We start from the raw sequence: 25,045 nt of genomic DNA on the forward strand, positions 1-25,045 counted from the left end.
TCATTGGGATTCACCGAGCCGAACGCGGCCGGACGCACGTACCGGCACGGAACGATCAGCGGCTACTCCAACGGCAAGTGCAAGTGCCAGCACTGCGAGGACGCCTACGCCATCTACCGCGCCGAGCGCCGCGCAGATGGCAAGGACTCCCCCAGGACACCACGCAGACGGGACACCGATGGGCGCACATCTCCCGTGACTGGTTCCGTAAGCAGATCTGGATTCCGGCCCTTGAATCCGCCGGTCTACAGATCCATGTACGTATGCACGGCCTGCGCCACGCTCACGCGTCGTGGCTCCTCGCCGGCGGAGCCGACCTGCAGGTGGTGAAGGAGCGCCTTGGCCACGCCAGCATCTCGACCACCGAGAAATACCTCCACACGCTCCCGGATGCCGACGAAACCGCCCTCGATGCCTTCACCAGAATCCGCGCCCGCGGGTCAGACCGATAAACCCTCTGATAACGCGACCAGCGCGCTCTTTCGGCTCACGACCGTCTCAAGATTCCGAACAGAACGACAACAGTGTCGGGAAGGCCGGATTTGAACCAATAACCCCTTGACATCCAGTCGCGTTTTCCCGTTCATTCGGCTCCCTCACTCTCGCGAGCACAGTCGCTACCATGCAGGTCAGAGGCATGATTTCCATGCCGAGCAGTACCGGGAGATGACGCCGACTGATGTAGAGTCCGGTGACACAGCGCCCTGGGAATGCGCACCCGGGTCGAATACGAGATGCTCTACGCAAACACCCAGCTGGCATTACGGCCAACCAAGCCAACTCCACGGAACCCGAGGCACATCAAGGTCTCCACCGAAGCCGGGGCGCTTCACTCCGTTGGCCCGGCTCCACGCAGGTACTCGTCGAGACGGCCACGGACGTGGTTCCGGGCGCGCGCCAAGGCGGCTGTTGCCGAGAGCTCGTCGAGTCCGAGTGCCTTCGCTGAGTCGGGCAGCGCGTAGCCCTGTAGATCGACGAGCGCGAGAAGCTCGCCGAGCGGCTCGGGCAGTTCGCCGAGCGCCTTGTCGAGCAGGTCATATACCTCTCCGGTCTCGTCGACTTCCTCCGGGCCCAGGATCTCTGCGCCGTCGCGCCACCGGTTCGGGCTATCGACCCACCCGTCGATCCTGTCCTCGCCTGGATAGAGATCCGGGTAGAAGAGCTCGGGCTCGTCCGCATCGCTGTTGAGGTCGTCGAGTGAGTCCGCTCGGGCTCGGTCAGCCGCGTTGACGTCGACGGCGGGCACTATGGGGCCGTCCAGCCGCATTTGAGCATCACTGAGCGTGTGCATGATTTTGGTCAGCTCGACGATCCCTCGTGGGCGGGAATCCCTGCGTTGCAGAGCAAGGCCCACTTCCAGCGATCGCTGGGCGAGGTCCTCGGCGTTCGCGGGGTCAAGCAGTGAGGCACGCATGAGGAGAGCCCTTCGCAAGGCCTCAGCGTCCGTCGCCGGGGACTCTTCTGCCACCGGCATCGGGTCGTCGGCCAGGTCACCCTGGATGCCGCCGGGACCAGTGTGCCGTCCAAGGAGCTCACGGGTCGTTGCGATCTGTGAGACATACGCCGTGCAGTCCGGGCAGTTAGCCAAATGGTCGTTCAAGGAATCCCGAAGGTGTTCAGGTGCCAGTCCGCGATCGCCACCGAATCGCACCACGTCGGAACATCTGCCATCAGTCATGGCGGTCACCTTCTCGGTTCGCCTCGTCGCGCCGCGACGGGCCGGCCAGGGGCAACGCCCGACGGCCCGTTCCTTACGGCCGACCTCGTCGGGGTCTGCTCTGGTCTATATAGTCCAAGTTCCGCAATCTAACACAGTCGCAACAACCCCTCTCGTGGTTGATCGGGGCGAGAGACTGCGACTGCGGTCACACACCTGCCAGCGCGACATCTCCCCAAGGGTAAGAGGAAGGGGTGAACGTCGGCTCGGGTGCCACCGGGGCTGCATGCGCTTTGACACCTCTTGCCGCGGAACCCTAAGTTGGACGAAAAGGTCCACTGTAAGGTCGCTTCCGCCTTCGACTCGACCGTGAGACGCCCACCACTGGAGACCATTGGGTCTGGAAGGGAGCACAGGGTGACAATCTCACGTGGCTTCTTCGGCAATCACGACCCGCGTGCCGCCGATCTGCCGCCCGGCCAGCATCTGACCCACGGATTCCCCGTGCTGACGGCTGGCCCAACGCAGCTGATCCCGACGGAGAAATGGAGCTTCACAATCACGCCTGAGAGCGGCAAGCCGAGGCGGTGGAGTTGGGACGAGATGATGGCCTTGCCCTCCGAGGAGATCAACGTCGATATCCACTGCGTGACCCGGTGGACGAAACTCGGGACCCGGTGGCGGGGCGTCGCGCTCGACACCTTCTTCGAGGACATCGAGACCCACAACGAATACACGATGGTGCATTCGTACGGGGGCTACACCACGAACCTCCCGTTGCAGGACCTGGTTGGAGGCAAGGCCTGGATCGTGTACGAGTTCGAGGGAGAGCCGCTTCACGTCGAGCACGGTGGTCCGGCCAGGCTACTGGTGCCGCATCTCTACTTCTGGAAGTCCGCGAAGTGGGTGAACGGGATCACGATGCAGCGCTTCGACAAGCCGGGCTTCTGGGAAGGCTTCGGCTATCACAACTACGGGGACCCGTGGCGCGAGGAGCGGCACGCCGGTGACTGACGCGAACACGACCGAGGACCCGGCCGAAAGCTCCGGAGAAGCCACTCCGCCAGCAGGGAACCACTGGCGCAAGGCAACCCTCATCGGTGTGCACTCGCAGTCCCGACATTCCCGGACACTTGCCCTAAGCGTCCCCGGCTGGACCGGACACCTGCCCGGTCAGCACGTAGACGTACGTCTCACAGCCGCGGACGGCTACTCGGCCCAACGGAGCTACTCGTTGGCTGAGCCTGCCACACCCAACCGCGTCACGGTCACCGTCGACCTCCTACCTCACGGCGAGGTCTCGCCGTACCTGGTGGGGATCATGCAGATCGGTGACGAGCTCGACGTGCGCGGGCCCATCGGTGGATGGTTCGTCTGGGAACCGGGGGACCCATCCATCGGGGACGGCCCGGTACTCCTGATCGCAGGCGGATCAGGGGTGGTGCCGCTGGTCACCATGCTGCGAGCCCGGAAACGAGCGGGGGACTCGACGCCGACGATGCTCGTGTATTCGCTTCGCGGCCCTCGCGATCTCATGTACGGGCCCGAACTGGAAGAGATGTCGGCCGATCTGTCCGCGCCAGTGTCCGCCGAAGTGCGTCTCGTCTACACGCGCAAGGTCCCCGACGGGCATCCCCGTCCCGCCTCACACCTCGCGGTCGAGGACATCCAACCTCCGTTCGCGTGGCCGAAGCCTTTGGCGGCCCGGGTCTATGTGTGCGGACCCTCTGGCTTCGTTGACCACACCACGGGCCTGCTCCGCCAGGTGGGATACCCCGACGATCGCATACGCACGGAGCGATTTGGACCAACAGGAGTTGATCAATGACCTGGAATCTCTCGACCCCGGCCGCGCCCGACGGCGGCGCCGAGTCAGGCGCGGTCTTGGACGGCAACGCCGCCGCCGGCGAATTTGCCGGGATCCTCGCAAGTGACCCGACCACCGTCACTGTCCGCTGCGGTAGCTGCGGCGTCGCACAAGCGTTCGGACAGCTGCAGGCCTACATGGGCGGACCGGGAACTGTGCTGCGCTGTCGCGAGTGTGAGGCGATGGTCGCCCGAGTGGCCCGGACACCAGGGGGCACTTGGCTCGACATCTCAGGTTCCAGTTCGTGGTTGTTTTTGCCCACCCCAGCCTAACCGCGAGGTTGCGTCCACAGGAGTGGTGTAAGAGTTTCCGCTGGTAGAGGCCTGCCGTCGTGAAATGAGGACGGCCATGTGCGCGGTGGGGTCCCCGCCCTCGGCCGGTGAGGATCGCCTGGGCCTGTTCGAAGTCTTCGGGACTCACCAGCGAGTCGTGGGTGAGCCGGTCCGACCAGACCCAGTAGTGGTCGCGCGAGTTCCATCGCTGCTCGGTCGTGTGACCGAGCGCTACATCCTGCACGTCGATAGGGACCTCGACGTCCGGCGTCTCTTGACCCATGCTGTACACCTGTTTAGTGTACTGAACATGAGTACAGTCGGTGAGGACGATCTCACGGCTAAGGCGACCATTCGCAACGCCGCGCTGCGTCTGTTCGCCGAGCATGGCCACGATGCGGTCACAGTGCGGGAGATCGCCGCGGCGGCGGGTGTGTCCCCCGCGCTCGTGGTGCACCACTTCGGCAGTAAGGACGGTTTGCGGGCTGCGGTGGACGGCTATGCCGCGCAGGCTTTCGACTCGCTCTTCGAGATGGACGAGCAGGATCTGGCCGAGGCGCTGACCGGAGACAATTCGATGTCGATCGCCGAGATGTTCGCGCGTGCCTTCCCGCAGGGCTCCCCGTTGCCGGCGTACCTGCGTCGGCTGTTGCTCGTCAACGACCCGGCGGGCGCGGCCCTGTTCGGTCGCTGGTACGCCCTCACTCGCCGGCTGTTGGACTCCATGACTGAGATGGGCGTCGCCCGACCGGGTGAGGACCCCGCGGTTCGTGCGGCGTTCCTCCTGGTCAACGACCTCTCGCTGGTACTGCTGCGCAATCAGATCGCCGCCGCGATCGGTGTTGACCCGCTCACGCCGCAGGGCATCGACCGCTGGGCCAAAGAGGTCGCCGCCGTCTACACGAAGGGCGCGTTCGTGACTGCGCCCGGTAAGGAGCCCACGTGAGTCCCCCTGCCCCCGTCATCCACATCCAGGAACTCACCAAAACGTTCGGGAAGGTCCGCGCCCTCGACGGGCTGGACCTTACGGTGCGTCCGGGCGAGGTGCACGGTTTCCTCGGCCCCAACGGGGCGGGCAAGTCCACCACCATCCGTATTCTGCTCGGGCTGATCCGGGCCACCGGTGGTCACGTCGAACTGTTCGGCGCCGACCCCTGGCGGGAGGCCGTCAGGCTCCACGGGCGCTTGGCCTATGTCGCCGGGGACGTCGCGCTGTGGCCCGGCCTGACCGGCGGTCAGTGCCTCGACGTGATCGGTGCGACGCACGGCCGGGTCGACGAGAAGCGCCGGAAACGCTTGGTCGAACGCTTCGATCTCGACCCTACGAAGCGGATCCGGGACTACTCCAAAGGCAACCGTCAGAAGGTCGCTCTCGTCGCCGCGTTGGCCGCGGAGGCCGACCTGCTCGTCCTCGACGAGCCCACGTCCGGACTCGATCCGCTGATGGAGCAGACCTTCCAGCAGTGCGTGCGTGAGCGACGGGAGGACGGCATCACGGTGCTGCTGTCCAGCCACATCCTCGGTGAGGTCGAGGCTTTGGCCGACCGGGTGAGCATCATTCGCCGTGGCCGCACCATCACCACTGGTAGCCTCGCCGACCTGCGCCAGCACACCCGCATGTCAGTGCATGCGGTCACCGCCCGGGAGCCCGACGGCCTGGCTGCCGCCGAGGGGGTGGCCGACTGCGTCTGCGAACGACTCGACGGGCAGGTCGACACCAAGCTCACGATCGACGCCAAGCACCTCGACGCGACGATCGGCAGACTACACGCCGCACAGATCCACACGCTGACCGTCACCCCGCCGAGCCTCGACGCGCTGTTCCTGCGCGCCTACGGTGAGGCCCTCGACGCCCGCGAGAGTAGCGAAACGCTGGCCGAGGCCGCACGATGAGCGCCCGGGGCTATGCGGCTCCCCGCCGACACAACTTGAGCATCATGATCGGGATCGTCTGGCGCACCCGCCGCCGGAGCATCATCGTCTGGGTGCTTGCCCTCGCGGCAAGCATGATCGGCACGGCCGCCGCTGTCGCCGGCCTCTACGACACTCCAGCCAAGATCCACACCTATGCTGAGGCGGTCACCTCCGGCGGCGCGCTGGCCGTGATCAACGGCCACATAGAGGGTATCGACAGCCTGGGTGGGGTGATCCAGGACGAGTTCGGGTTCCTGGCCTCGTTCCTGCTCCCGCTGCTGGGCATCGGTCTGATCGCCGGCTCGACACGCCGTGAGGAGGAGTCGGGCCGACTCGAAACGATCCTCGGCGGCCGCATCGCCCGGCACGAGCCGACGCTGGCGGCCCTGGCCGTGGCGACCGGGGCGATCCTCGGCACGGCCGTGCTGTTCGCCGTCGGCCTGGCGCTCTCGGGGGTCCCGGTGTCCGGGGCGATCCTCTACAGTGCGGCGCTTGGCGCGCTGGCCTTCGTGTTCGCCGGGTTCGCGGCGCTGCTGGCACAACTTGTATTGCACGCTCGCGGGGTCTACACCTGGAGCCTGATCGTGCTGGCCGGGGCATACGTGCTGCGCGGGGTGGGCGACACCACAAGGAGTTGGCCGACCTGGCTGTCTCCGCTTGGGTGGGCGGACCAGACCGCACCGTTCGCGGACCAGCGGTGGTGGGTGCTCGCCGTCTCAGCCATCACCGGCCTTGCCTCGGGTGGCGTGGCCGTCTGGCTGGCCGCTCACCGCGACGTAGGCAACGCCCTGCTTCGTGGCGGCGCAGGCCCGGCGCGAACGACCCGGCTGCGGCGACGGCCGATCGGTCTCGCCGCCTGGATCCATCGCCCTGCGACCGCAGGCTGGCTGGCCGGCGGGATCCTGCTTACCGCGATGATGGGCTCGCTGGCCGAACAGTTTCTCGACGCGATGGCCGGCAATTCCGCGCTCGCCGAGGCCATGGGCATCGAAGGCGGCCGGCCGCTGGACAGCTTCATCGCCGCGACCCAGCTCTACCTGGCGGTCATCGCCGCCGGGTACGTCACCCATGCGATCGGCACCCTCCGCACCGAGGAAGCCGAGGGCCGTCTGGAGACGCGACTCGCCGGCACGCTGTCCCGGCTGCGCTGGCTGGCGGCCCACGGCGCCGTCGTCGCGGCCGGGCTGGTACTCATCGCAGTCGGCTCGTCGCTGGTTCTCGCACTGTCGACCGCGTGGTCGGTCGGGAACACCGACGAGTTCGGCGCCATCATGAGGGCCGGACTGGACTACCTGCCGGCGGAACTTATGCTCGCCGGTCTCGCGCTGGCGCTGTTCGGCCTGTGGCCCCGCGGCTTCGGGTTTGCCTGGGCGGGGTACGCCGCTGCGGCCTTCATCGCCTTACTTGGCCCTGGCCTGAAGCTAGCGCAGTGGGTGCTCGACCTTGCTCCCACAAGCCATGTCGGGAACCCTCCGCTGGGAACGGTCGACGCCGGTAACCTGGCCGCGCTAGCCATCGTCGCCATTGCGCTCGTGGTGGTCGGGTTCGTAGCCTTCCGCCGCCGGGACGTACCGCGGGCCTAAAGTGCCTGTAGTGCCCACTCATTTCCAGTACCCGCACGACGACGGCAGCTTCGGCCGAGCGGTCCTGCGGTGCGTGGGCGTCGGGCGATGTCGACGCCACGACGGTAGCGTGATGTGCCCCTCCTACATGGTCACTGTTCCTGGCCCACCATTTCGAAGGACGACTGCGTCCGCGCAGCCACTACTCGATGGGGTGGCTGCCGGTCTGGGCCCTTCTCACGGCCGTCGCGCCGCGAGCCGTGAACGCGCTGGCGCACGCGCCGGGTCTCGACCGGCTCGCCAAGACGGCGGCCGGCGTGGACCAGCGACAAGAGCTTCCGCTATTCGCTCCTCAGTCCTTCCAGAAGTGGTTCACGGGACGCGATCGGACAGGAGAGGGATTCCGGGGCGAGGTCGTCCTGTGGCCGGACACCTTCACCAACCGGTTCCACCCTGCCATCGCCCGAGCGGCGGTCGAGGTGCTGGAGTCGGCCGGGTGGCGGGTGTCGGTTCCCCGCGAACCCGTCTGCTGCGGCCTCACCCGGATCTCCACGGGACAACTGGGCATGGCCAAGAGGGTGCTGCGGCGCACGGTTACGGCGCTCCGCCCCTACGTCCGTGCGGGCGTCCCGATCGTCGGGCCTCGGTTGTGGGGCCGGCTGACGATGGAAGAAACGATGGTAGGCATCTCCCATCCAGCCACAACAGGGGGAAGAGGCCTCGAATCCTCAGCTCAGATCACCCGGCGAGAGACGATGCCGAAGCCTATGTCGTGGCCGCACCAGAGCCGGAAGCGCTCGCCAGGACCAAGGTAGTCGACGGCCCCCTCGTCGCTGGTGGTGATGGTGACGACATGCAGGCGTTCGCCGGGAACCAGCGGCTCCTGATCATCGGACGTTATGGCCGCGGCGAACGGCCTGCCCGGCCGGGCGCCGTGTTGCGAAGTACGAGCACAGATCACCAGAGACTGCGTACGAGAGGGCAGCTCATGCGATAACCCGCCTTTCTCGGCCGAGAAGAGGGTGATCAGCGCCTTCGCTCTAACGGTCATCGAGACCACGACCTTTCACTCCATAATTGCATTATGCAACGGTTCTTCCTCCTGCCTGCACGCAACCCTCGAAGCCTCTCGCCGTTACCATCACTGACGAGATGAGATGATTCGCGGGCCAGACATCGAGAGACCGTCCTTCATGGAAGAGGAAGTGGACAGGGAACAGAGCGGGAGCGACCTCGAGGCCGTCACGTCGGCGGTGCTCACGGCCTCACGCGTGCTCGTCTCGATCTCCGCGCGTTCCCTCGCCGCCGCCGAAGACCGGCTCACCCTTCCCCAGTTCCGCATGCTTCTGGTCCTCGGCCGAGCCGAGACGAAACTCGTCACCCTGGCCGAGCGGCTCGCGGTCAATTCGTCCACAGCCATGCGGATGGCCGACCGTCTCGCCGCGGCGGGCTTCCTGCAGCGCGAGGTCAACCCACATAACCGGCGCGAAACGCTCCTGAGGTTGACGGACAGCGGCCGACAGATCGTGGACGAGGTGAGCGCCCGGCGGAAGGCGGAGATCGGCGCCATCATCTCCCGCATGTCCCCCGCCAAGCGGCGCGCCCTGATCGCGGCCATGAAGGAGTTCAACGAGGCGGCCGGCGAACCTCCCGCACACGTGCCCTTCCCTCTCGGCTGGCCCGATACTCAGGCTCCTTGACCGCCACTCCGGCCGCCCACGCGCGCACGCATTCACCGGTTCTCCAGCCGGCCTCTGCTCCGCCGCGTCAAGGGCGGCCGCTGTTGTGGCCCGCGAGGGCGGCGGCGGTGTTGACGATCGACACGTGGCTGTAGGCCTGGGGGTCGTTGCCGATCTGCCGGCGGGCGGTCACGTCGTACTCCTCCGACAGCAGGCCGACGTCGTTGCGCAGCGACAGCAGCCGTTCGAACAGGCGGCGCGAGGGCAGGCCGCTCATCCAGCCGGGGACAGGCCGGAGGGTGGAGAACCGTGAACATCCGTTGCCCAGCGGATGTTCTGACGCGCCTCCGGGCGGACGCGGGCGTCGCGAAGCGACCAAGCAGATCATTGCTCTATGCAATGATTAGAGGCGCGTTAGGAGGTTGTCATGGGTCTGATCGACCACCGGCCGCGACGCCTGCTGCGGCGGGCCCTGCGGATGCCGCTGTGGCTCTACCGGCACGACCTGGGCTGGTTGCTCGGCACCCGTGTCGTCTACCTCGCGACCCGTGGGCGCCGGACGGGGCTTCGCCGCGAGACGGTCCTGGAGGTCGTCGGCCTCAACCGGGCCGCCGGGACCGTCTATGTCGTCTCCGGCTGGGGCGCGAGGAGCGACTGGTACCGCAACCTCCTGTCCGCGCCGGCCCTGGAGATCCGGCTGGGCCGCCGCCGGCTCCAGGCCCCGCGTCACCGGTTCCTCGACGCGGAGGAGTGCCGGTCGCTGCTGATCGGTTACCGCGCCCGTCACCCGTACGCGTGGAAGGTGATCGCCCCCATGCTCGGCTTCCCCGCGGATCCGTCCGGCATCAGGGGACTGGACCGGGTGCGGGCCGTGTCGTTCTCCCCCGCCTCCCGCCCCACGCCCTACAGGAACGACGACGAACCCGCCCGGGCATGACACCCCGACAGGTGTCGGTCACTAGCCCTGCAGTGAACTCGGGAAGGCGGGATCGACGGCAATCGTTGCAGTATGCAATGATGAGCCAATCGTTTGGAGCGGCGGATCCGCAAGATCTGCGCGCCCGCCATGAGACGGTCCGGCGTCCGAGTTGATCCGGCCGATCGACACCGTCGAGGATCAAGACGAATGGAACCTTCCGGCAAGCGACCGATCTCCACGTCCATCACAACGGAGGTCCGGGACGGGGTCCTGGTCGTCCGGTTGTCCGGCGAACTCGACTTCGTCTCCGCTCCGTCTTTGCGCTCGACAATCGCCGAGGTGCTGCGGCTCATACCCGAGGCCCGGGTTCTCATCAGCATGCGCATGCTCACGTTCTGTGATTCAGCGGGCCTGGGAGCGCTCGTCGCGGCTCTCAACATCATCGGCGCGGCCAGGGGGCGGCTGGCACTGTGCGAGGTGGACGCCCGCCTCGGACGTCTCCTGGAGCTGACGGGCCTGACCCAGGCATTCGAGATCCGCTCCACGATCGGCGACGCCATGGCATACCTGACGGGCGACAAGGATCGATCAGGCGACCCGCATACGTGAACGACGCTCCATGCACGTGGTCGACACAGGAGCGGCACCCTCGTTGCGGCACCCGGCCACAACCATTGCATAATGCAATTGTTGCTGAGTGCTCCGACGGTCGAGAGGTCCCGCATGAGACACGATCACAAGCACCAGGGTGAGGGACCCCGCAGAGGTGAAACCGATCAGGGGGTCTCCCTCTCCGGCCCCCCGGCGAGGCACTCGTGAACGCACCCACTCTGCCCCCGCTCGGGTGGGCGCAGATCCTTACGACGTGGCGGTTCGACGTTCCGTGGACGCTCGTGTCGGCGGGACTGGTCATGGCGTACGTCGCGGGCCTGGCAGCCAGGAACACACAGGCCACGAGCCCCTGGCCGCGGACGCGGACGGTCTGCTTCATGCTCGGTGTCGCGACGATGGTGCTGGCCCTCGACGGGGGCGTCGCGGTCTACGGCGGGGTGCTCTTCTGGATCCACATGGTTCAGCACCTGATGCTCATCATGATCGTGCCGGCGCTCCTCGCCTTCGGCCGCCCACTGACTCTCGCGCAGGAGTCCGGCGAAAGCGGGCGTAGAGCGTCGGCTGCGCTGCTGGGATCTCCGGTCACCGCGCTCACCTTCCCCGCGGCCACGGTGGTTCTCTACACGGTGGTACTTGCCGGCGTCCACCTGTCCGACTTCATGCAGGCCATGATGCTGCACCCCTGGCTCGGCGACCTGGAACACACGTCCTACCTGCTCTCGGGCTATCTGCTGTTCTCTCCCCTGCTGACCCGCGATCCCACCCGGTTCGAAGTGCCCTATCTGCTGCGTCTGGTGATCCTGATGATCGCGATGACGGCCGACACGGTCGTGGGCGTCGTGCTGATCCAGACCCCTCTGGAGCCGTGGCCGGCGTATGCCGCCGTCCACCCCTCCTGGGCCGCACCTCTCCTCGACGACGTACACGCCGGTGGCGCTTTGATGTGGATCGGCGGGGACGGCCTGATGTTCGCTATGGTATTGATCGTCCTATTTCAGTGGATATCGGATACCAGGCCCGAGGCACGCGGGGCGGGCCGCTGGCTCGAGTCGGTCCGGCAGTCGGCACTGGCGAACACACTGCCCTCGCCTGGGGGAGGCGACGCCATCCTGAACGCCCGCGACGTCGACGCGGACGAGGACGCCCTCGCCGCATACAACGCGATGCTGTCACGCCTGAACGGACACCGCCCGCGTCGGTGACAGGGTCACTGCCTGCACGCTCAGGCAACGGGGGTGTGCACGGCCTGCAGGACACGTTGATGCGTCAGCCAGCCCACCAGTTCCCTGCGCCCCTCATCGAGGACCGGCAGGCCGGTGCCCTGCGCCGCGACCAGAATCGAGAGCGCCTCGAGGAGGGTCATGTCCGACGTGATGGGTGTCGGCAGTTCGGCGAGGTCTCCGACGGTCAGGCGTAGCGGACCCTCCTCAGTCAGCGCCTCGGCCGCCGCCCGCGCCGTCACCGTGCCGTGGTACGCCCCGTCCATGGCGACGACGGGCAGGACACCATGGGGCGACCGCGCCAAGATCGGCACCGCCTCATCGACGGGCGTAGGGGTGCGCAAGGGACCGGGAGCGGCTTCCATGATCTTCCTGACGGGCAAGGTGGCGAACGGCCCATGCCGATCCCGCGCGTCGAGATCCACCCCGCGTCGACGGAGTTTGAGCGTGTAGATGCTGTCCTTACCCAGAACGCGGGCGGTCAGGGTCGCCAGCACGACGGTCAGCATCAAGGGGAGGATGACGCTGTACTCTCCGGTCAGCTCGAACAGCACGACGACGGCGGTGATCGGGGCCCGCGAGGCCGCGGCGAACACCGCGCCCATCCCCACGAGCGCGTAAGCTCCCGACGGCCCGGCAGCGTCCGGGGTCACCAACTGCTGGAGAACCGAGCCGTAGGCTCCGCCCAGCATCGCGCCCATGAACAGGCTGGGCGCGAACACGCCACCCGAACCGCCGATCCCTATCGTCAGGCCCGTAGCCAGCATCTTGCCGACCAGAAGCGCGAGCAGGAAGCCGATGACATATCGACCGTTCACGGCGTTCTCCAGCACCGGGTAGCCCACACCGTACAACTGCGGCAGGACAAGCAGGACTCCCCCAAGCGCCAGACCGCCGGCGGCGGGGCGGAGCCACTCGGGCCCGCGCCATACCTTGTCGCATAAGTCCTCGATCAGGTAAAGCCCCCTGCTGAAGACGGTTCCGACCACTCCCGCCAGCAGGCCGAGACCCGCGAACATCAGATACTGCGCCGGATGATCCACGTGGAAGGCGGGTAGGCGCATGAATGTCTCGTCCCCGAGGACCGATCGGCCGACCACACTGGCGGTCACGCTCGACAGCACGACCACCCCGAACGACTCCACGGTGAAGTCGCGCAGGATGAGCTCCATCGCGAAGAACACGCCCGCCAGCGGCGCGTTGAACGTGGCGGCGACTCCTCCGGCCGCGCCACAGGCGACCAGGCTGCGCATACGTCCCTCCGGGACACGTAGCAGCCGCCCGACCGTCGACCCGAGCGCCGCGCCGATCTGCACGATGGGGCCCTCCCGCCCCACAGAACCACCGGAACCGATGCAGAGCGCACTGGCCAGCGCCTTCACCACGGTCACCCGTGGCGCTATCCGGCCGTCTCGCTGCGCCACGGCGTACATGACTTCGGGCACTCCGTGACCGCGGGCCTCGCGTGCGAACCGGTCGACCAGGGGACCGTAGAGCAACCCGCCGATCACGGGAGCGAGCAGGACGAACCAAGGCCCGAGCCACGGCACGAGCGGGTTCCCCAGGCGCGTGACGATTGAGTAGTCGGCATGGCCGGAGAACAGGCCGGTGAAGGTGTCGACCAGCCATCGGAAGGCGACGGCTCCGAGTCCGGCACCGCACCCGACCACGAAGGCCAGCGCCATGAGACCCCACTGCGCCTCACGGATCCAGGTGACGAACCCGAAACCGCCTCGCCCGCGCCATGACAAACCAGTCCACACCACTATTGCATTATGCAATAGTTCTACTGCGCATCCCCATTGGCCCGTCCGGCCCGGGGTGCCACGCCATCGGCCGGGGACGGGCACGAACGGATTCGATCTCCGGCCCGGCTCCCCGGCCGACGTGCTCGCTCCGCGTCTAAGCGGTCGCCCGCTGCAGCGCCGCTCGCAGGCCGCTCGAGGTGAGAACCTCGTCGTCGGAGAGCTTCCTGCCGTCGATCAGGAGTGTGGGGGTGCCCTGCACGTCCGGGGACGAGAAGGCCTTCCGCGTGCGGTCCTGCGCCTGGGAGGCGAACCGCTGGGACTTCATACACGAGAGGACTCCGGCATCGGTGATCTTCGCGTCCGCCGCGAGACTCGTGAGGTCGGCCACCGTCAACGCCACCTTCTCGTCGGGCTGACGGGCGAAGAGGATGTCGTGGAAGGACATCCAGGATCCGCCTGGAACGCACTGGGCGGCCGCGGCGGCCCGTACGGATCCCTCGGGGTTCACGAAGGCGATCGGGTGGTAGACCACCTTGATCTTGCCCCGGGCCGCGTAGTCCTTGACCAGGTTCCCGTTGATGTGCTCGAACTCCTTGCAGATCGGACACTGGAAGTCCTCGTACACGTCCAGCACGGGGGTCGTCACGCCGGCCCGGGCCATGGTGACCGTTCCGTCCTGCTGCACGCTAACCGATGCCAGGGAACCGGAGAAGGACGTGGCCGTCGTCCTGCCTACCTGCACGAGGACACCCACCACTACGGCGGCCACGACGACCAGGCCGATGAGGCCCATCAGCAGCGTCCGCCGTCGCCTTTCCATCCGTGCGCGCTGGATTCGTTCCTGACGCAGTCTTTCACGTGCCGCCTTGCTCATGATGTTGAGGACCTTTCGTGACGAGTAGCGAGGGGGATGGCGCCCGTGAATCGGGTCGCAGCGGGTACGGTCCTCGGCCTGGTGTTCACAATGCCTCCACCAGGCTCTGTCCGAGGTAGGCAGCGGGATGGGTCACTCCCGGCGGCACGGCGAACAGCGCGCTCGACTCATGGACGATGAAGCGGCTGAGCTCGTCCGCCAAGGCCAGGCGCTGCTGAATGCGGGTGAACGCGTTCCGCGGGTCGCTCTGGAAGGCGAGGAACAGCAGCCCCGCGTCCGGTGTGCCGTCCGCGCGGTAACCGTCGAAGTAGGAGAACCCCTTCCGCAGGATCACGGCGCCCGAGTTGGCGGCTGCGGACGCCTGGCGCACATGGGCCCCGGGCCCGATCGCAAGCCCCCCGTCGGCCCTCTGCCGTCCCAGGTCGAAGGCGGTGAACTCGGTGCCGCCGGACAGCGGGGCGCCGGTGTCCTTACGCCGCCCGATGACCTGTTCCTGTCTAACTCGCGGTAGGACGTCCCACTCGTCGAGCAGCATCCGGATGCGCCGGAACACCAGATAGCTGCCCCCGCGCATCCACGCCGGATCGCTTTCAGGGCCGGCGAAGACCGAGGCGTCGAACCCCGGATCATCCGGCCGGGGGCTACCCGTCCCATCCACTTGCCCCATGAGATTGCGCGGGGTGGTCCCCCGCTTCACGGTCACCCCCTCGATGGCGTTGAACCCCTTCATCTGCCAGCGCACGTCCGCTGTTCCGCGCGCGGTCCGGACCAGTGCCCGCAGCGCGTGCGCCGCCACGACCGCGTCGTCGGCGGTCAGCAGGACTCCGATGTCGCCGTCGCCCCGACGCGCGTCCAGCCGATCCCGGGGGAAGACGGGTAGCGGTTCGAGCGGGCCAGGCACGGGAGCTCCTAACGACCGCAGGAACGAGGCGCCGAAACCCACTGTGATCGTGAGCGACGAGGGGCCGTGACCCAGCGCCATGCTGTCGTCACCCGATGGGGCGCGGCCCGTGGTCATCAGCCGGGCGTCGCGGGTCCAGGTGCGCAGCAGCTCCTTCACCCGCGCGGGCGTCGCCCCCTTCGTCAGGTCGAAAGCGGCGAACCACCCCTGTGCGGCGGGCGGCGCCAGGACGCCGGCCTGATGGGGACCGTCGAACGGTATGTGGCGTTCGCCCACAGCGGCCGCGCGCTCCCCTGTCAGAAGGGAGACGCCGGCACCCCCGCCCAGCGCTCCCGCCGCGACCGCGGAGGTCACAGCGAGGGCGCCGCGCCGGGTGATTCGGCCTGGTCGCGCCTCCCCGCTCACCGCGAGCGCACCGGGGGCCGGTACCCCACAGGCGTCACCGGGGCGTCCACCGTGATCCTCCCCGCTTCCCCGAAGGTGAGCGTGAGCCTCACATGATCTCCCGACCGCAGTTTCCGGCCGGGAGACTCGATCATCAGGTGGTAGCCGCCGGGACTGAAGACGAGGGACCCGTGCGCCGGCACCGTCACCGATCTGAGCCTCCGCATCGATGTGCCGGTGTTCTCGTGTATCGACGCGGTCGGGGAAACGTCGGCGTCCACTCCGGTGAGGACGGCGGGTCTGTCCCCGGAGTCGGTGACGGTGAAGTAGCCGGCGGCGACGTCGGGGGAGGCCGGCTGCGGCACGTACGCGTCTGTCACCCGCAGGCCGGAGACCGTGGCGTCACCGACCGGCGGGGTGGCGGCGAGCGGGACCGTGCCGAGCAGCCGATGGAGGTCGGCCGCATACTCGCTCGAAGACATGCCTGAGGTGAAGACCAGATGGCCCTGGTGGGCGCCGTCGAAGGCGATCACCTCCGCGCCGTGCGTCACCTCGTAGTCGCCCTTCTTCGACGCGGGCTCCTGCAGAGCGATCCCGACAGACTTGGCGGCGGCCCGGATCGTGGCGTAGTCGCCGGTCAATCCGACGAACGAGGTGTCGAAGGACGCCAGCCACGATCGGAGGACCGCGGGGGTGTCCCGCTCGGGGTCGGTGGTGATGAAGACCACCTGGATCTCGGCTCGATCGGCCTTCGGCATGTCCCTCAAGGCGGAGGCGAGATCGGCCATCGTGGTGGGACAGACGTCCGGGCAGTGGGTGTAGCCGAAGTAGACCAGCGTCAGCCGTCCGGCCGTCTCGCGCCGCAGGTCGAACGGCCCGCCCGAGGTGTCGGTCAGCGTTACATCGGGCTCCGGGATCGGTCGTTCCAGCCAGGTGCCGTGGAACTCCGATGACGGCCCGAGCAGCCGTACGGGAGCGTCGGCGACCCCCGTCGAGCCGGCGCATCCGGCCAGCGCGCCGGACAGGAGCACCACGGCGAGGCCGGCGGCGCGTCGCCGCATTCCGGCAGAGTGTGATGGAAGCCCGCCGCGAATGGCAGGCCAAAAGAGATTCATGGTCGTTCCTGAGTCAGACGAGTAGGAACACGCCGACAGAGCCGATCGGCGACTCGCAGAGAACGGCCAGGAGGATGGCGACGAGAGTGCGGATCAGCGTGGTCAGGCGAGGACGAAGCGCGGACCAAGCCGACGTGGCGGCCCTCGCCGGCGCAGGGCGTGCCGGAGCAGCACCACCGCCGGCGGGTCGTCGTCCTGCGCGGTCGGACCGACCGTTCCCGGGTGACAGACGGACGCCGGCAGAACGGGCGCCAGGATCCAACCGAGCCGGGCGGAGAGCACCCAGATCAGGCGCCGCAGGGCGCGCCACAGGGCACGTTCACCGATCGAGAGCCAGACAGTGACGAACGCCCCGGCCAGGGCGTGTACGACGAACATCGCGGGCGCGGACATCGTTGCGTGCGCCACCACCGCCGGCGCCACCGCGCCGGTCCCCGCGTGGTGAACGCCGGCGTGCCACCCGACGCCCTGCGCCGCCCCTTCCGGCGTCGTCCAGGCGTACCAGACGTGCAGGTAGAGCTGCACCGTTTCCACCGCCGCGAGGATCCAGCGGCTCGAACGCTCGCGATCCGCGAGTCGATAACCCGCCACGGTGACGGCGCCCAGCGCCAGTGCACTCGACCACGCAGGTACGTGTTGCGGCGCCATGAGATCGTGACCCGCCTGCGACAGCCCGACACACACCATGGCGAACAGCCAGGCGCGAATGAGGCGGAACCATCGAGGCGAGCGCATGACCTCCACCATTGCTCTTGCTCTACACCGCGTAGAGCCTGAGTTTACCGCTTGCTGTCGATGGCCTGAAGGGCACGGCCGCCACGCGTCGGGCGTGCGCCGGGCGGGAACGTCACCGGCATGTCCGGCGGCCAGGGCCGATCGCCGCGGCAAGCCATCCGATCTACGGCCAGGACCTATGGAGGGGGAGGAACACCAGATGAGCAGTCAAGACATCGACGAGGCCATGAGCCCGATCGGCAACCACGGCCTCTTCTTCTGCGGCTTTCACGTCGCCAAGAGGGATACCTCGTTCCAGGTGACCACGATGCACTATTGCGGAATGCGAGGCCAGGGCGACTACGAGATGCATCAGTGCCTCCTGTACGACTCGGCGGGCCCTGCGGCGAAGTTGCTCGGCGTCGAGTACATCGTGTCCGACAAGCTTTACCGGTCTCTCCCGCATGAGGAGAAGAAGTACTGGCACCCGCACACGTACGAGGTGCTGAGCGGCGGGCTGGTCGCCCCCGGCATGGACGACCAGGCAGAGCTGGAGTTCATGAGGTTTCTGCTCACCACCTGGGGCAAGACGTGGCATACGTGGCCCGACCCAACGACCCCGATCCCTCTGGGCGAGCCACTGCTGATGTGGGCGCTGACCAGGGACGACCAGGCGGACGACGTGATGGTGGCGGAGCGGGACAAGCGGTTCGGGGTGTCCACGGCGCGTGATCACCCAGCTGGCATGACAGCCAACCAACCCGGCTCCACGGAACTCGGTGAACATCAGAGCCTCCAGCGAAGCCGGAGCGCTTCACCTCCTGGACGGTCGCTCACGATTATGTCCAGGCAGTGGGCATCCGTTTGGCGGTCGCCCATCGCCTCCTCCGGTCCGGGAGAATGCAGGCATGGTTGAACAGAGCATCTGGATGCAGAAGGTTGCCGCCGACCCCGATCACTCCACTTGGTTCATCGAGCGTTTCCGTTCTATGGCTCGCGCAGGTGACGACCTCGCCGGGGAAGCCCGCCTTGTGGACGCCATGGTGGCGCGTCACGCCCGCATCCTCGACGCCGGCTGCGGGTCCGGCCGGGTCGGTGGCGCGTTGGCCGAGGCCGGCCACGACGTCATCGGCGTCGATGTCGACCCGGCTCTGATCGAGGCTGCCGAGCAGGACCACCCCGGGGCGCGATGGTTGGTTGGCGACCTGGCCGAACTCGACCTTCCTGCGCAGGGCATCACCACGCCGTTCGATGCCATCGTTTGCGCTGGGAACGTGATGACGTTCCTCGCGCCAAGCACCCGTCGTGAAGTGCTGAGACGGTTCCGTGCGCACCTCGCGCCTGAGGGCCGGGCCGCGATCGGCTTCGGCGCCGGCCGCGGTTACGAGTTGAGCGAGTTCTTTGCGGACGCGGCAGCCGGCGCGTTCGAACCCGACCTGCTGCTGTCCACCTGGGACCTGCGTCCGTTCAGGGATGACTCGAGCTTCCTGGTTGCCCTCCTCCGCCCTGTCTGACACGGCGGCTGAGGATGGGTGGGCGAGCCCTCCGGGGCCATAGATCCTGATCATGTACGCCCAGGTAGGTCACCAGAGTGTCGAGCAACCGCCTCAGTTCGCGGGCCGTGTAGGGCTGATCTCCGCCTTGGACGTCGTCTCATTTGGCCAGTCGGCGGTAGCAAATGAGGGCGTCGGCGATGGCCACGAAGGAAGCGGAGTGGTCGGCCCGGCGTTCGTAGCGGCGGTGCAGGCGGCGGCAGCCGGCCAGCCAGGAGACGGTCCGCTCCACGACCCAGCGGTGCCGGCCCAGGCGTTGGCTGGACTCGATCCCGCGGCGGGCGATGCGCGCGATGATGCCCCGACCGCGGAGGAAGGCGCGCAGGTGGGCGTAGTCGTATCCCTGGTCGCCGTGCAGCTTTGCCGGCCGGCGACGGCGCGGCCCACGGCGGGAGCGGATCGGCGGGATACCGCGCACCAGCGGCTCCAGGGCCTGGCTGTCGTGAGTGTTGGCCGCGCTGATCCCGACAGAGATCGGCAGACCTCCCCGTTCGGTGATGAGGTGGATCTTCGACCCCTGCTCCTCTCGCTCGACGCTCACAGCTACACGGTCTCCCGATGCGGCCCCCAGTTGCGCGTGTTCGGTGTATGACCCGTCGAGCGGGGTACGGCAACTCGGGTAACACCGCGACGGCCGAAGCGACCAAGATCATGAACGTACGCCATGGAGCACCCGGCTCCCGTACCAGAGAATCCATGACGCCGCAGCGGGAGAACACCGTAAGTCGCGACGACCACGTGATCGTGCTGTTCGGTGCGACCGGGGATCTAGCGAGACGAATGTTGCTCCCCGGGCTGTTCCACTTGGCAAAGGCGGGCCTGCTGCCGGCCAGGTACCGGATCATCGGCTCGGCCAGGTCCGCGCTGACCGACGACGAGTTCCGCCAGTACGCCAAGGACGCCGTGGCCGAGTACGGGCTGGCGGAGCCGACCGGTGAGGCATGGCGCGAGTTCGCCAACTCGCTGTCCTTCGCCGCCGCCCAGCCGACCCAGCCGCAACCGCTGCTCGACGTGGTGGCCGCAGCCGAGAAGGCGCTCGGCGGGCAGCCACGTCGGCTGTATCACCTGGCCGTACCGCCAGTCGCCTTCGCGCCCACGATCGGCATGCTCGCCGATACGGATCTCGCCAGAAATGCCCGCATCATCATCGAGAAGCCGTTCGGCACGGATCTCGCGTCGGCCCACGCACTCAACGAGACCATCCACGCCACTTTCGACGAGTCCCAGGTGTTCCGCATCGACCACTTCCTTGGCAAGGAGTCGGTCGCCAACATTCTTGCCCTCCGGTTCGCGAACGGACTGTTCGAGCCGATCTGGAACCGGGACCACATCAGCCACATACAGATCGATGTGCCGGAGACGATCGGGATCGAGGGCCGCGCCGGGTTCTTTGAGCAGACCGGCACGTTCCGGGACATGATCGTCACGCACCTGTTCCAGGTGCTGGGGCTCGTGGCGATGGAGCCGCCTACCTCGCTGGCGGCGAAACAGTTGCGAGACGAGACGACCAAGGTCTTCGAGGCGATGCCGCCGCTGAACGTCACCCACGTGGTTCGCGGCCAGTACCGTGGGTACCGGGACGAGCCCGGCGTCGACGCCGGCTCGCAGACCGAGACGTTCATCGCCGCACGCGTCGAGGTGGACAACTGGCGCTGGTCGGGGGTGCCGTTCTATCTGCGCACGGGCAAATCACTCGGGCAGAAGCGACGGATGATCACCCTCGGGCTCAAACAGCCACCCATGCGGATGTTCGCGCTGGACCTCGGTACCGGCCAGGCTGCGCCCAGCAACCAGCTGGCGATCGACTTCGACGATCCAGGCTGGATCGCGGCCCGCTTCCTGGCCAAGGAGCCCGGCGCCGCCATGCGCCTCGGCGAGGCGACCATGAGCTTCCGGTACGCGGACTCGTTCTGCAGCCAGCACGCCCTGGCCGGGTACGAACGACTCATCCTCGACGCGATGCTGGGCGACCAGTCGCTGTTCACCCGCGCCGACGGCATCGAGCGACTCTGGCAGGTGTCTGCCCGGCTACTGGACAATCCGCCACCCGTGGAGCCGTACACCCGCGGATCGTGGGGTCCGGAGTCCATCCACCGGCTCATCTCGCCGCACCACTGGTACCTGCCGGACACGCCATGACACCGCCCATCCGCCTGATGGTCGCCGACGTCGACGGGACCCTGGTGACCCGCGACAAGGTTCTCACCGACCGCGCCATCGAGGCCGTACGCGCGTTGCACGCCGCCGGCATCCTGTTCGCCATCACCAGTGGCCGACCGCCCCGCGGCATGTCCATGCTGATCCAGCCGCTGCAACTCAGTACTCCGATCGCCGCGTTCAACGGCGGCCTCTTCGTCAACCCCGACATGTCCGTGATAGAGCAGCACGTCATCCCGCCCCAGGTGGTCGCCCCGGCGATCACGCTGCTGGAGTCGTTCGGGTTGGACGTCTGGCTGTACCGCAGCGCCGACTGGTTCATCCGCGACCTGAGCGGGCCGCACGTGGACCGAGAAGCGCGGACCGTACAGTTCCCGCCGACCCCGGTGACGGACTATGACGACCTCACCGAGGACATCGCCAAGATCGTCGGCGTGAGCGACGATCACGATACGGTCGCGACGGCATCTTCCGCCGCGCACCAGCAGTTCGGAGACCACGTCTCGGCCGCCCGCTCCCAGCCCTACTACCTGGACATCACCCATCCCCATGCCAACAAGGGCACCGTCGTCCAGTACCTGGCGTCCAAGTACGGCGTTCCAGCTGAACAGATCGCCACCATCGGCGACATGCCCAACGACGTGCTCATGTTCGCCCATTCCGGGCTGAGCATCGTGATGGGCAACGCCAGCATGGAGGTACAGCGTGCCGCGCACCGGATCACCACCAGCAACGACGACGAGGGCTTCGCCAACGCGGTCCAGCGGTACGTACTGCCCCGTGGTTGAGCTGGAGGACCTGCGGAGCACGCCCGAGCCGGGGGCCAGGCTGGACAACCGGGCGCCGCACCGTCGAACTTGCGGGCCTCCTCGCTGCGGTAGAACGCGGCTGTAAGCGTGGTGAGCTTCGCGGTGCAATCCTCCGCGCCCGGGCTTGCCGATGGGCCCGCCCGGTGTGTCCGGGCCGCCTGAGCCACCACTGTGGCCCCGCTGGTCAGGGCGCGCCGCCATGGCGATACCCCCGTCGTCTCGATCTGGAGGGAGAAGCTGAGGAACGTCCTCATCAAGACGATCAACCCGAGGACGGTCACGCTCTGGAGCGTCGGCGAGATCGTCACGGTACGGATCAGGTCGGCCGCAACCAGGATTTCCACGCCCGGCAACAGCACGCCGCCGAACGTCTCACGCAATGCCTGGTATCCACGGCGGCCGCCTGCGGCGGCCTGCGGCGCGCCAGATCCGGGCCGTAACGATGACCGACCACACCAGGCCTAGTGCTGCAGTGACCGGAAATGATCACCGGGTTGGGCGGTCAGGCCGCGGCCGTTGATAGTGGTCGGCGGCCCCAGCGGATGCCTTTCTCGCTGCGGATGCGGGCGCGTCCACGGCGTTGGGCGGCCAGGACGTCGGGGTGGCGGGCATTGGCGTTGCGCCAGCGCAGGTAGGCGTGCAGGGCCCGGGTCTGGACGGTGTGATTCGGGTGGTCGGAGTTGGCGATGGTGAACTGGCGGAGCGGCCCGAAGTGGGCCTCGATCGGGTTGGCCCAGGAGGCGTAGGTCGAGGTGAAGCACAACTCGACCTTGTTCTTGCTGGCAGTGGAAGTAGGTGATCCCGTGGGTGCGCCGGTGTATGTGGCCGCCAGCCGGTCCGGCCGGTCACGGGCCGCCCACCCGGACCCCGCAGTGGGGCCGATGCCCAGCGGGCCGAACTCATCAAAGGCAAATGTCCTGGTAGGCCTGTGAGTCAGGGCCCAGTCGATCCGGTCCAGCTTGGCGTCGAAGTCCGGATCGGGAGACTCCTTCCATGTCGTGGTCCATTGGAAGGTGATCCCCGGCGGGCGAGCAGGGCACGTAAGGCTTCCCGGCCGATCCGCAGAGCCCGGCCGGGAAGATGGTGCAGGTAGGCGGCGAGCTTGCGGATCGACCAGCGAGTGAAGGGCTGCCCGAGCTTGGCCGGGCGGGTGGCGGCCGTCTGGACGACGAAGTCTTCCTCATCGTCACCGAGTAGGCGGGGACGGCCTCCCGCCCACTGAGGGTTTAGGCAGGCCAGCCCGATCTCGTTGAACCAGTGGATCACGTCCCGCACGGTGTCTTCATCGGCGGCGACCAGACGGGCGATGACCGGGACGGTGTTACCGCCCGCAGAGGCCAACAGCATCATCGCCCGCCGATACCGCACCGAACTGGTGCTCCCGCGGCGCACGATCTGCTGCAGTTTCTGCCCTTTCCTGATCGGTCAGCCTGCGCACCCTGACCGGTTCTGCCACCGCGACTCCCTCCGCCAACCGGATGTGTTCTCACCTCCGATCGGCGCGGCCGTCGAGGCGCGAACCCGGTGATCGTTGTCGGTCACAGCACTAGCGACGCCGTCACCGAATCCGCGCCGGCGCCGTTCGGCGACGAGCCGAGGAGAGGTACCGCAGTGGGCGGCACCGCGGACACGGCCCGGCCGCGTGGTCGTCGCCGACCGCGTAGCAGTGATCGGCGGCGGCCTCGACACCGATGGTGAAGCATGACCTGATGCTCAGCGTTGATTGACGTTTCGAGTCCTACACTAAGCCATATAACCGACGAATTAGGCAGGATTTCATGAAAATTTACCGTGTCGGAAAAATAGTGTATAATGTGGGGAATTGGACCGTTCGGTATGGACTTGTGATCAACCTTCTCGAGATCGGGCGACTAAAATTTGAAGACTACGAGGTAGAAAATATTCGTCCCCTCGTAACCTCATGCCCCCCGCTCTCGTGGCTTATCGCCAGATTGGGAGAGAAGAAGGTCGCCAGGTTGATCGGCGTCACTGAAATCGTTCTGGGCTGCCTGATCGGAGCAAAACCGATTGCGCCGAGAGCGTCAGCCCTCGGCGGCCTCGCCGCCGTCGGGATGTTCGCCACCACCCTCAGCTTCCTGGCTACCACACCCGAGGCGTGGCAAGAGACACGCGGGGAACCGAAGCTGTCCCTCGCGGGGCAGTTCCTGGTGAAGGACGTCGTGCTCCTCGGAGCATCCTTGCTGACGGCCGCGGACGCCTTGCAAGCCGCCGAGGGCCGGTAGCTCAGGGCCTGACGCTGGGTACCGGTCCACCGCGCTCGGCCCGGGCGGTGGCCACGATACACCGCCGCGTCCCCTCCCGCCCGCGACAGCGGGCGTCGCTCGGGCAGGATGGGGCGGCTCCGGTCAGAGGGTGTGACGGTCCAGTGGATTCCATATCCGCCGGCCGGGCTCGTTGGTGCGGTTGGCTTTGCTGCTCAGGTCCAGAGCAGGTCGGCGATGCGGTCGATGTAGTCGGTCCAGAGCCTCCGGAGGCTGTCCTCCACCGTCACGTTGATCGACTCCGCCATCGACTCGGCCGCAGAGTAGGCTGCGTGTCGCCCACCCTGAGGAAGGATGGCGCTCCTGGTCCGGCGGCGCGTGGTCGATCCGCTCTATCGTTGGGGGCGTTTGACCGTTGCCAGGGGCTACGCGGCCGGGATAACGCGCTTGCCGAGACTGCCCATTTTCGCGACCACGGCCTTGCCGCCCTTGCCGAATCCGATAACGAGAACATCAGTGTGGGCACTGTCATCCCTGGTGATGGTGTCAGTCTCCAATGTCTGCAATTCAGCGCTCGCGGCTTATCGATCCCATTCCCCATGAGCGTCTCAGCGTCGCTTCCATAGACCCGTACGCGGACCTTCCCCGTATGGCAAGGCCGCAGCTGAGCCAGCGACTGAATATAGACGTGCCCGCGTACGGGAGGGTGATGCGCCCATCATGTGCTGCTCGAGGAACATGTGATCTTCGCCTCGGGCATCTGGAGCACCCCACTTTCACGCATTTACCGCGATTTTCCCGGCCCGTGCGTAACATCGTGGCCTTCCTTGGGTATTGGCAGCCGGGAGCAATGTTGAGCACTAGGG

The 25,045-nt window shown here is 67.3% G+C and carries 24 protein-coding genes and 3 pseudogenes; 16 read left to right on the forward strand and 11 right to left on the reverse strand.

Annotated features, from left to right (window positions below; all coding sequences use genetic code 11):
* The first annotated feature begins 263 nt into the window (after positions 1–263).
* The gene (locus MPTA5024_RS44535; RefSeq protein WP_051458722.1) at positions 264–452 is read left to right on the forward strand and encodes a tyrosine-type recombinase/integrase; all 189 of its coding nucleotides are present in this window, start codon (positions 264–266) and stop codon (positions 450–452) included.
* A 377-nt stretch (positions 453–829) separates the two neighbouring features.
* Here the strand turns inward: MPTA5024_RS44535 and MPTA5024_RS26790 are convergent, their stop codons facing one another.
* Entirely contained in the window at positions 830–1,678 is an 849-nt protein-coding gene (locus tag MPTA5024_RS26790; RefSeq protein ID WP_157099750.1) for an RNA polymerase sigma factor, read from the reverse strand.
* A gap of 396 nt (positions 1,679–2,074) precedes the next feature.
* On the opposite strand from MPTA5024_RS26790, the gene MPTA5024_RS26795 reads away from it, so the two are divergent.
* The 6 genes from MPTA5024_RS26795 (at position 2,075) to MPTA5024_RS26815 (ending at position 7,293) form a co-directional block, all read left to right on the forward strand.
* Entirely contained in the window at positions 2,075–2,671 is a 597-nt protein-coding gene (locus tag MPTA5024_RS26795; protein WP_063794781.1) for a molybdopterin-dependent oxidoreductase, read from the forward strand.
* Positions 2,664–3,485, forward strand: coding sequence for an FAD-binding oxidoreductase (locus MPTA5024_RS26800; RefSeq protein WP_084370043.1), 822 nt, complete (start codon positions 2,664–2,666; stop codon positions 3,483–3,485). The genes MPTA5024_RS26795 and MPTA5024_RS26800 overlap by 8 nt, the downstream gene beginning before the upstream one ends.
* Positions 3,482–3,796: a DUF6510 family protein gene (locus MPTA5024_RS44725; RefSeq protein WP_442922095.1), complete on the forward strand. Its 315-nt coding sequence runs from the start codon at positions 3,482–3,484 to the stop codon at positions 3,794–3,796. Before MPTA5024_RS26800 ends, MPTA5024_RS44725 begins: the two co-directional genes overlap by 4 nt.
* A gap of 310 nt (positions 3,797–4,106) precedes the next feature.
* The gene (locus MPTA5024_RS26805) at positions 4,107–4,742 is read left to right on the forward strand and encodes a TetR/AcrR family transcriptional regulator (protein WP_036330767.1); all 636 of its coding nucleotides are present in this window, start codon (positions 4,107–4,109) and stop codon (positions 4,740–4,742) included.
* Positions 4,739–5,689, forward strand: a complete 951-nt coding sequence (locus MPTA5024_RS26810; protein ID WP_036329776.1) for an ABC transporter ATP-binding protein — start codon at positions 4,739–4,741, stop codon at positions 5,687–5,689. Before MPTA5024_RS26805 ends, MPTA5024_RS26810 begins: the two co-directional genes overlap by 4 nt.
* A gap of 44 nt (positions 5,690–5,733) precedes the next feature.
* Complete coding sequence (locus MPTA5024_RS26815) at positions 5,734–7,293, forward strand: ABC transporter permease (RefSeq protein ID WP_157099751.1); 1,560 nt, start codon at positions 5,734–5,736, stop codon at positions 7,291–7,293.
* A 712-nt stretch (positions 7,294–8,005) separates the two neighbouring features.
* On the opposite strand, the gene MPTA5024_RS42640 is transcribed toward MPTA5024_RS26815, so the two are convergent.
* Positions 8,006–8,332 carry a hypothetical protein gene (locus MPTA5024_RS42640; RefSeq protein ID WP_036329780.1) on the reverse strand — a complete coding sequence of 109 codons (327 nt, stop codon included), beginning with the start codon at positions 8,330–8,332 and terminating at the stop codon, positions 8,006–8,008.
* A gap of 211 nt (positions 8,333–8,543) precedes the next feature.
* On the opposite strand from MPTA5024_RS42640, the gene MPTA5024_RS26825 reads away from it, so the two are divergent.
* Complete coding sequence (locus MPTA5024_RS26825; protein WP_232326655.1) at positions 8,544–8,972, forward strand: MarR family winged helix-turn-helix transcriptional regulator; 429 nt, start codon at positions 8,544–8,546, stop codon at positions 8,970–8,972.
* 67 nt (positions 8,973–9,039) lie between these two features.
* Here the strand turns inward: MPTA5024_RS26825 and MPTA5024_RS42645 are convergent.
* A pseudogene (locus MPTA5024_RS42645) lies at positions 9,040–9,213 on the reverse strand (glycoside hydrolase family 15 protein); the annotation flags it as partial.
* Positions 9,214–9,378: 165 nt separating this feature from the next.
* On the opposite strand from MPTA5024_RS42645, the gene MPTA5024_RS26835 reads away from it, so the two are divergent.
* The 3 genes from MPTA5024_RS26835 to MPTA5024_RS26845 all read left to right on the forward strand — a co-directional run bounded on the left by MPTA5024_RS26835 (position 9,379) and on the right by MPTA5024_RS26845 (position 11,684).
* The gene (locus MPTA5024_RS26835) at positions 9,379–9,888 is read left to right on the forward strand and encodes a nitroreductase family deazaflavin-dependent oxidoreductase (RefSeq protein ID WP_051458723.1); all 510 of its coding nucleotides are present in this window, start codon (positions 9,379–9,381) and stop codon (positions 9,886–9,888) included.
* Between the two features lie 189 nt (positions 9,889–10,077).
* Positions 10,078–10,479 (forward strand): STAS domain-containing protein, encoded by a 402-nt coding sequence (locus MPTA5024_RS26840; RefSeq protein ID WP_051458724.1) that lies wholly within the window; start codon positions 10,078–10,080, stop codon positions 10,477–10,479.
* Positions 10,480–10,781: 302 nt separating this feature from the next.
* A complete protein-coding gene (locus MPTA5024_RS26845) occupies positions 10,782–11,684 on the forward strand; it encodes a cytochrome c oxidase assembly protein (RefSeq protein WP_157099753.1) in 903 nt (300 codons plus the stop codon).
* Positions 11,685–11,704: 20 nt separating this feature from the next.
* Here the strand turns inward: MPTA5024_RS26845 and MPTA5024_RS26850 are convergent, their stop codons facing one another.
* The 5 genes from MPTA5024_RS26850 to MPTA5024_RS26870 form a co-directional block, all read right to left on the reverse strand.
* On the reverse strand, positions 11,705–13,387 hold the full coding sequence (locus tag MPTA5024_RS26850) for a chloride channel protein (RefSeq protein ID WP_036329786.1): 1,683 nt from the start codon (positions 13,385–13,387) through the stop codon (positions 11,705–11,707).
* A gap of 217 nt (positions 13,388–13,604) precedes the next feature.
* Entirely contained in the window at positions 13,605–14,270 is a 666-nt protein-coding gene (locus tag MPTA5024_RS26855; RefSeq protein ID WP_051458725.1) for a DsbA family protein, read from the reverse strand.
* Between the two features lie 139 nt (positions 14,271–14,409).
* Positions 14,410–15,501 carry a Dyp-type peroxidase gene (locus MPTA5024_RS26860; RefSeq protein ID WP_232326656.1) on the reverse strand — a complete coding sequence of 364 codons (1,092 nt, stop codon included), beginning with the start codon at positions 15,499–15,501 and terminating at the stop codon, positions 14,410–14,412.
* 125 nt (positions 15,502–15,626) lie between these two features.
* Complete coding sequence (locus tag MPTA5024_RS39075; RefSeq protein WP_157099754.1) at positions 15,627–16,670, reverse strand: SCO family protein; 1,044 nt, start codon at positions 16,668–16,670, stop codon at positions 15,627–15,629.
* 156 nt (positions 16,671–16,826) lie between these two features.
* On the reverse strand, positions 16,827–17,471 hold the full coding sequence (locus MPTA5024_RS26870) for a hypothetical protein (RefSeq protein ID WP_051458726.1): 645 nt from the start codon (positions 17,469–17,471) through the stop codon (positions 16,827–16,829).
* Between the two features lie 187 nt (positions 17,472–17,658).
* Between MPTA5024_RS26870 and MPTA5024_RS26875 the strand changes: the two genes are divergently transcribed.
* Both MPTA5024_RS26875 and MPTA5024_RS26880 read left to right on the forward strand, forming a co-directional pair.
* Positions 17,659–18,354, forward strand: a complete 696-nt coding sequence (locus MPTA5024_RS26875; protein ID WP_198167415.1) for a DUF1264 domain-containing protein — start codon at positions 17,659–17,661, stop codon at positions 18,352–18,354.
* Positions 18,347–18,952 carry a class I SAM-dependent methyltransferase gene (locus tag MPTA5024_RS26880; RefSeq protein ID WP_036329789.1) on the forward strand — a complete coding sequence of 202 codons (606 nt, stop codon included), beginning with the start codon at positions 18,347–18,349 and terminating at the stop codon, positions 18,950–18,952. The genes MPTA5024_RS26875 and MPTA5024_RS26880 overlap by 8 nt, the downstream gene beginning before the upstream one ends.
* 139 nt (positions 18,953–19,091) lie before the next feature.
* Here MPTA5024_RS26880 and MPTA5024_RS26885 read toward each other — a convergent pair whose 3' ends face one another.
* Positions 19,092–19,562, reverse strand: a complete 471-nt coding sequence (locus MPTA5024_RS26885) for an IS5 family transposase (RefSeq protein ID WP_036329791.1) — start codon at positions 19,560–19,562, stop codon at positions 19,092–19,094.
* Between the two features lie 125 nt (positions 19,563–19,687).
* Between MPTA5024_RS26885 and zwf the strand changes: the two genes are divergently transcribed.
* Both zwf and MPTA5024_RS26895 read left to right on the forward strand, forming a co-directional pair.
* The gene (zwf, locus tag MPTA5024_RS26890; protein ID WP_036329794.1) at positions 19,688–21,130 is read left to right on the forward strand and encodes a glucose-6-phosphate dehydrogenase; all 1,443 of its coding nucleotides are present in this window, start codon (positions 19,688–19,690) and stop codon (positions 21,128–21,130) included.
* 17 nt (positions 21,131–21,147) lie between these two features.
* Positions 21,148–21,936 carry a Cof-type HAD-IIB family hydrolase gene (locus tag MPTA5024_RS26895; RefSeq protein WP_198167416.1) on the forward strand — a complete coding sequence of 263 codons (789 nt, stop codon included), beginning with the start codon at positions 21,148–21,150 and terminating at the stop codon, positions 21,934–21,936.
* A gap of 251 nt (positions 21,937–22,187) precedes the next feature.
* Here MPTA5024_RS26895 and MPTA5024_RS44360 read toward each other — a convergent pair.
* Positions 22,188–22,340 (reverse strand): annotated as a pseudogene (locus MPTA5024_RS44360) (DUF1622 domain-containing protein); the annotation flags it as partial.
* A gap of 119 nt (positions 22,341–22,459) precedes the next feature.
* Positions 22,460–23,413 (reverse strand): annotated as a pseudogene (locus tag MPTA5024_RS44540) (helix-turn-helix domain-containing protein).
* 322 nt (positions 23,414–23,735) lie between these two features.
* Between MPTA5024_RS44540 and MPTA5024_RS26905 the strand changes: the two are divergent.
* Positions 23,736–24,200 (forward strand): YkgB family protein, encoded by a 465-nt coding sequence (locus tag MPTA5024_RS26905; RefSeq protein WP_036329798.1) that lies wholly within the window; start codon positions 23,736–23,738, stop codon positions 24,198–24,200.
* Positions 24,201–25,045 lie beyond the last annotated feature (845 nt).

The sequence above is a fragment of the Microbispora sp. ATCC PTA-5024 genome (assembly GCF_000511135.2).
Classification (GTDB): domain Bacteria; phylum Actinomycetota; class Actinomycetes; order Streptosporangiales; family Streptosporangiaceae; genus Microbispora; species Microbispora corallina.

What these genes read in the sequence shown, in the direction of transcription:
- MPTA5024_RS39075 (WP_157099754.1), bottom strand. Translation starts at nt 16,670, where the DNA reads ATGCGGCGACGCGCCGCCGGCCTCGCCGTGGTGCTCCTGTCCGGCGCG.
- MPTA5024_RS26880 (WP_036329789.1), top strand. Translation starts at nt 18,347, where the DNA reads ATGGTTGAACAGAGCATCTGGATGCAGAAGGTTGCCGCCGACCCCGAT.
- MPTA5024_RS26835 (WP_051458723.1), top strand. Translation starts at nt 9,379, where the DNA reads ATGGGTCTGATCGACCACCGGCCGCGACGCCTGCTGCGGCGGGCCCTG.
- MPTA5024_RS26815 (WP_157099751.1), top strand. Translation starts at nt 5,734, where the DNA reads ATGATCGGGATCGTCTGGCGCACCCGCCGCCGGAGCATCATCGTCTGG.
- MPTA5024_RS26845 (WP_157099753.1), top strand. Translation starts at nt 10,782, where the DNA reads ATGGCGTACGTCGCGGGCCTGGCAGCCAGGAACACACAGGCCACGAGC.
- MPTA5024_RS26895 (WP_198167416.1), top strand. Translation starts at nt 21,148, where the DNA reads ATGGTCGCCGACGTCGACGGGACCCTGGTGACCCGCGACAAGGTTCTC.
- MPTA5024_RS44535 (WP_051458722.1), top strand. Translation starts at nt 264, where the DNA reads ATGCACGGCCTGCGCCACGCTCACGCGTCGTGGCTCCTCGCCGGCGGA.
- MPTA5024_RS26870 (WP_051458726.1), bottom strand. Translation starts at nt 17,471, where the DNA reads ATGGTGGAGGTCATGCGCTCGCCTCGATGGTTCCGCCTCATTCGCGCC.
- MPTA5024_RS26855 (WP_051458725.1), bottom strand. Translation starts at nt 14,270, where the DNA reads ATGGAAAGGCGACGGCGGACGCTGCTGATGGGCCTCATCGGCCTGGTC.
- MPTA5024_RS26840 (WP_051458724.1), top strand. Translation starts at nt 10,078, where the DNA reads ATGGAACCTTCCGGCAAGCGACCGATCTCCACGTCCATCACAACGGAG.
- MPTA5024_RS26790 (WP_157099750.1), bottom strand. Translation starts at nt 1,678, where the DNA reads ATGACTGATGGCAGATGTTCCGACGTGGTGCGATTCGGTGGCGATCGC.
- MPTA5024_RS26875 (WP_198167415.1), top strand. Translation starts at nt 17,659, where the DNA reads ATGAGCAGTCAAGACATCGACGAGGCCATGAGCCCGATCGGCAACCAC.
- MPTA5024_RS26905 (WP_036329798.1), top strand. Translation starts at nt 23,736, where the DNA reads ATGAAAATTTACCGTGTCGGAAAAATAGTGTATAATGTGGGGAATTGG.
- MPTA5024_RS26805 (WP_036330767.1), top strand. Translation starts at nt 4,107, where the DNA reads ATGAGTACAGTCGGTGAGGACGATCTCACGGCTAAGGCGACCATTCGC.
- MPTA5024_RS26850 (WP_036329786.1), bottom strand. Translation starts at nt 13,387, where the DNA reads ATGGCGCTGGCCTTCGTGGTCGGGTGCGGTGCCGGACTCGGAGCCGTC.
- zwf (WP_036329794.1), top strand. Translation starts at nt 19,688, where the DNA reads ATGACGCCGCAGCGGGAGAACACCGTAAGTCGCGACGACCACGTGATC.
- MPTA5024_RS44725 (WP_442922095.1), top strand. Translation starts at nt 3,482, where the DNA reads ATGACCTGGAATCTCTCGACCCCGGCCGCGCCCGACGGCGGCGCCGAG.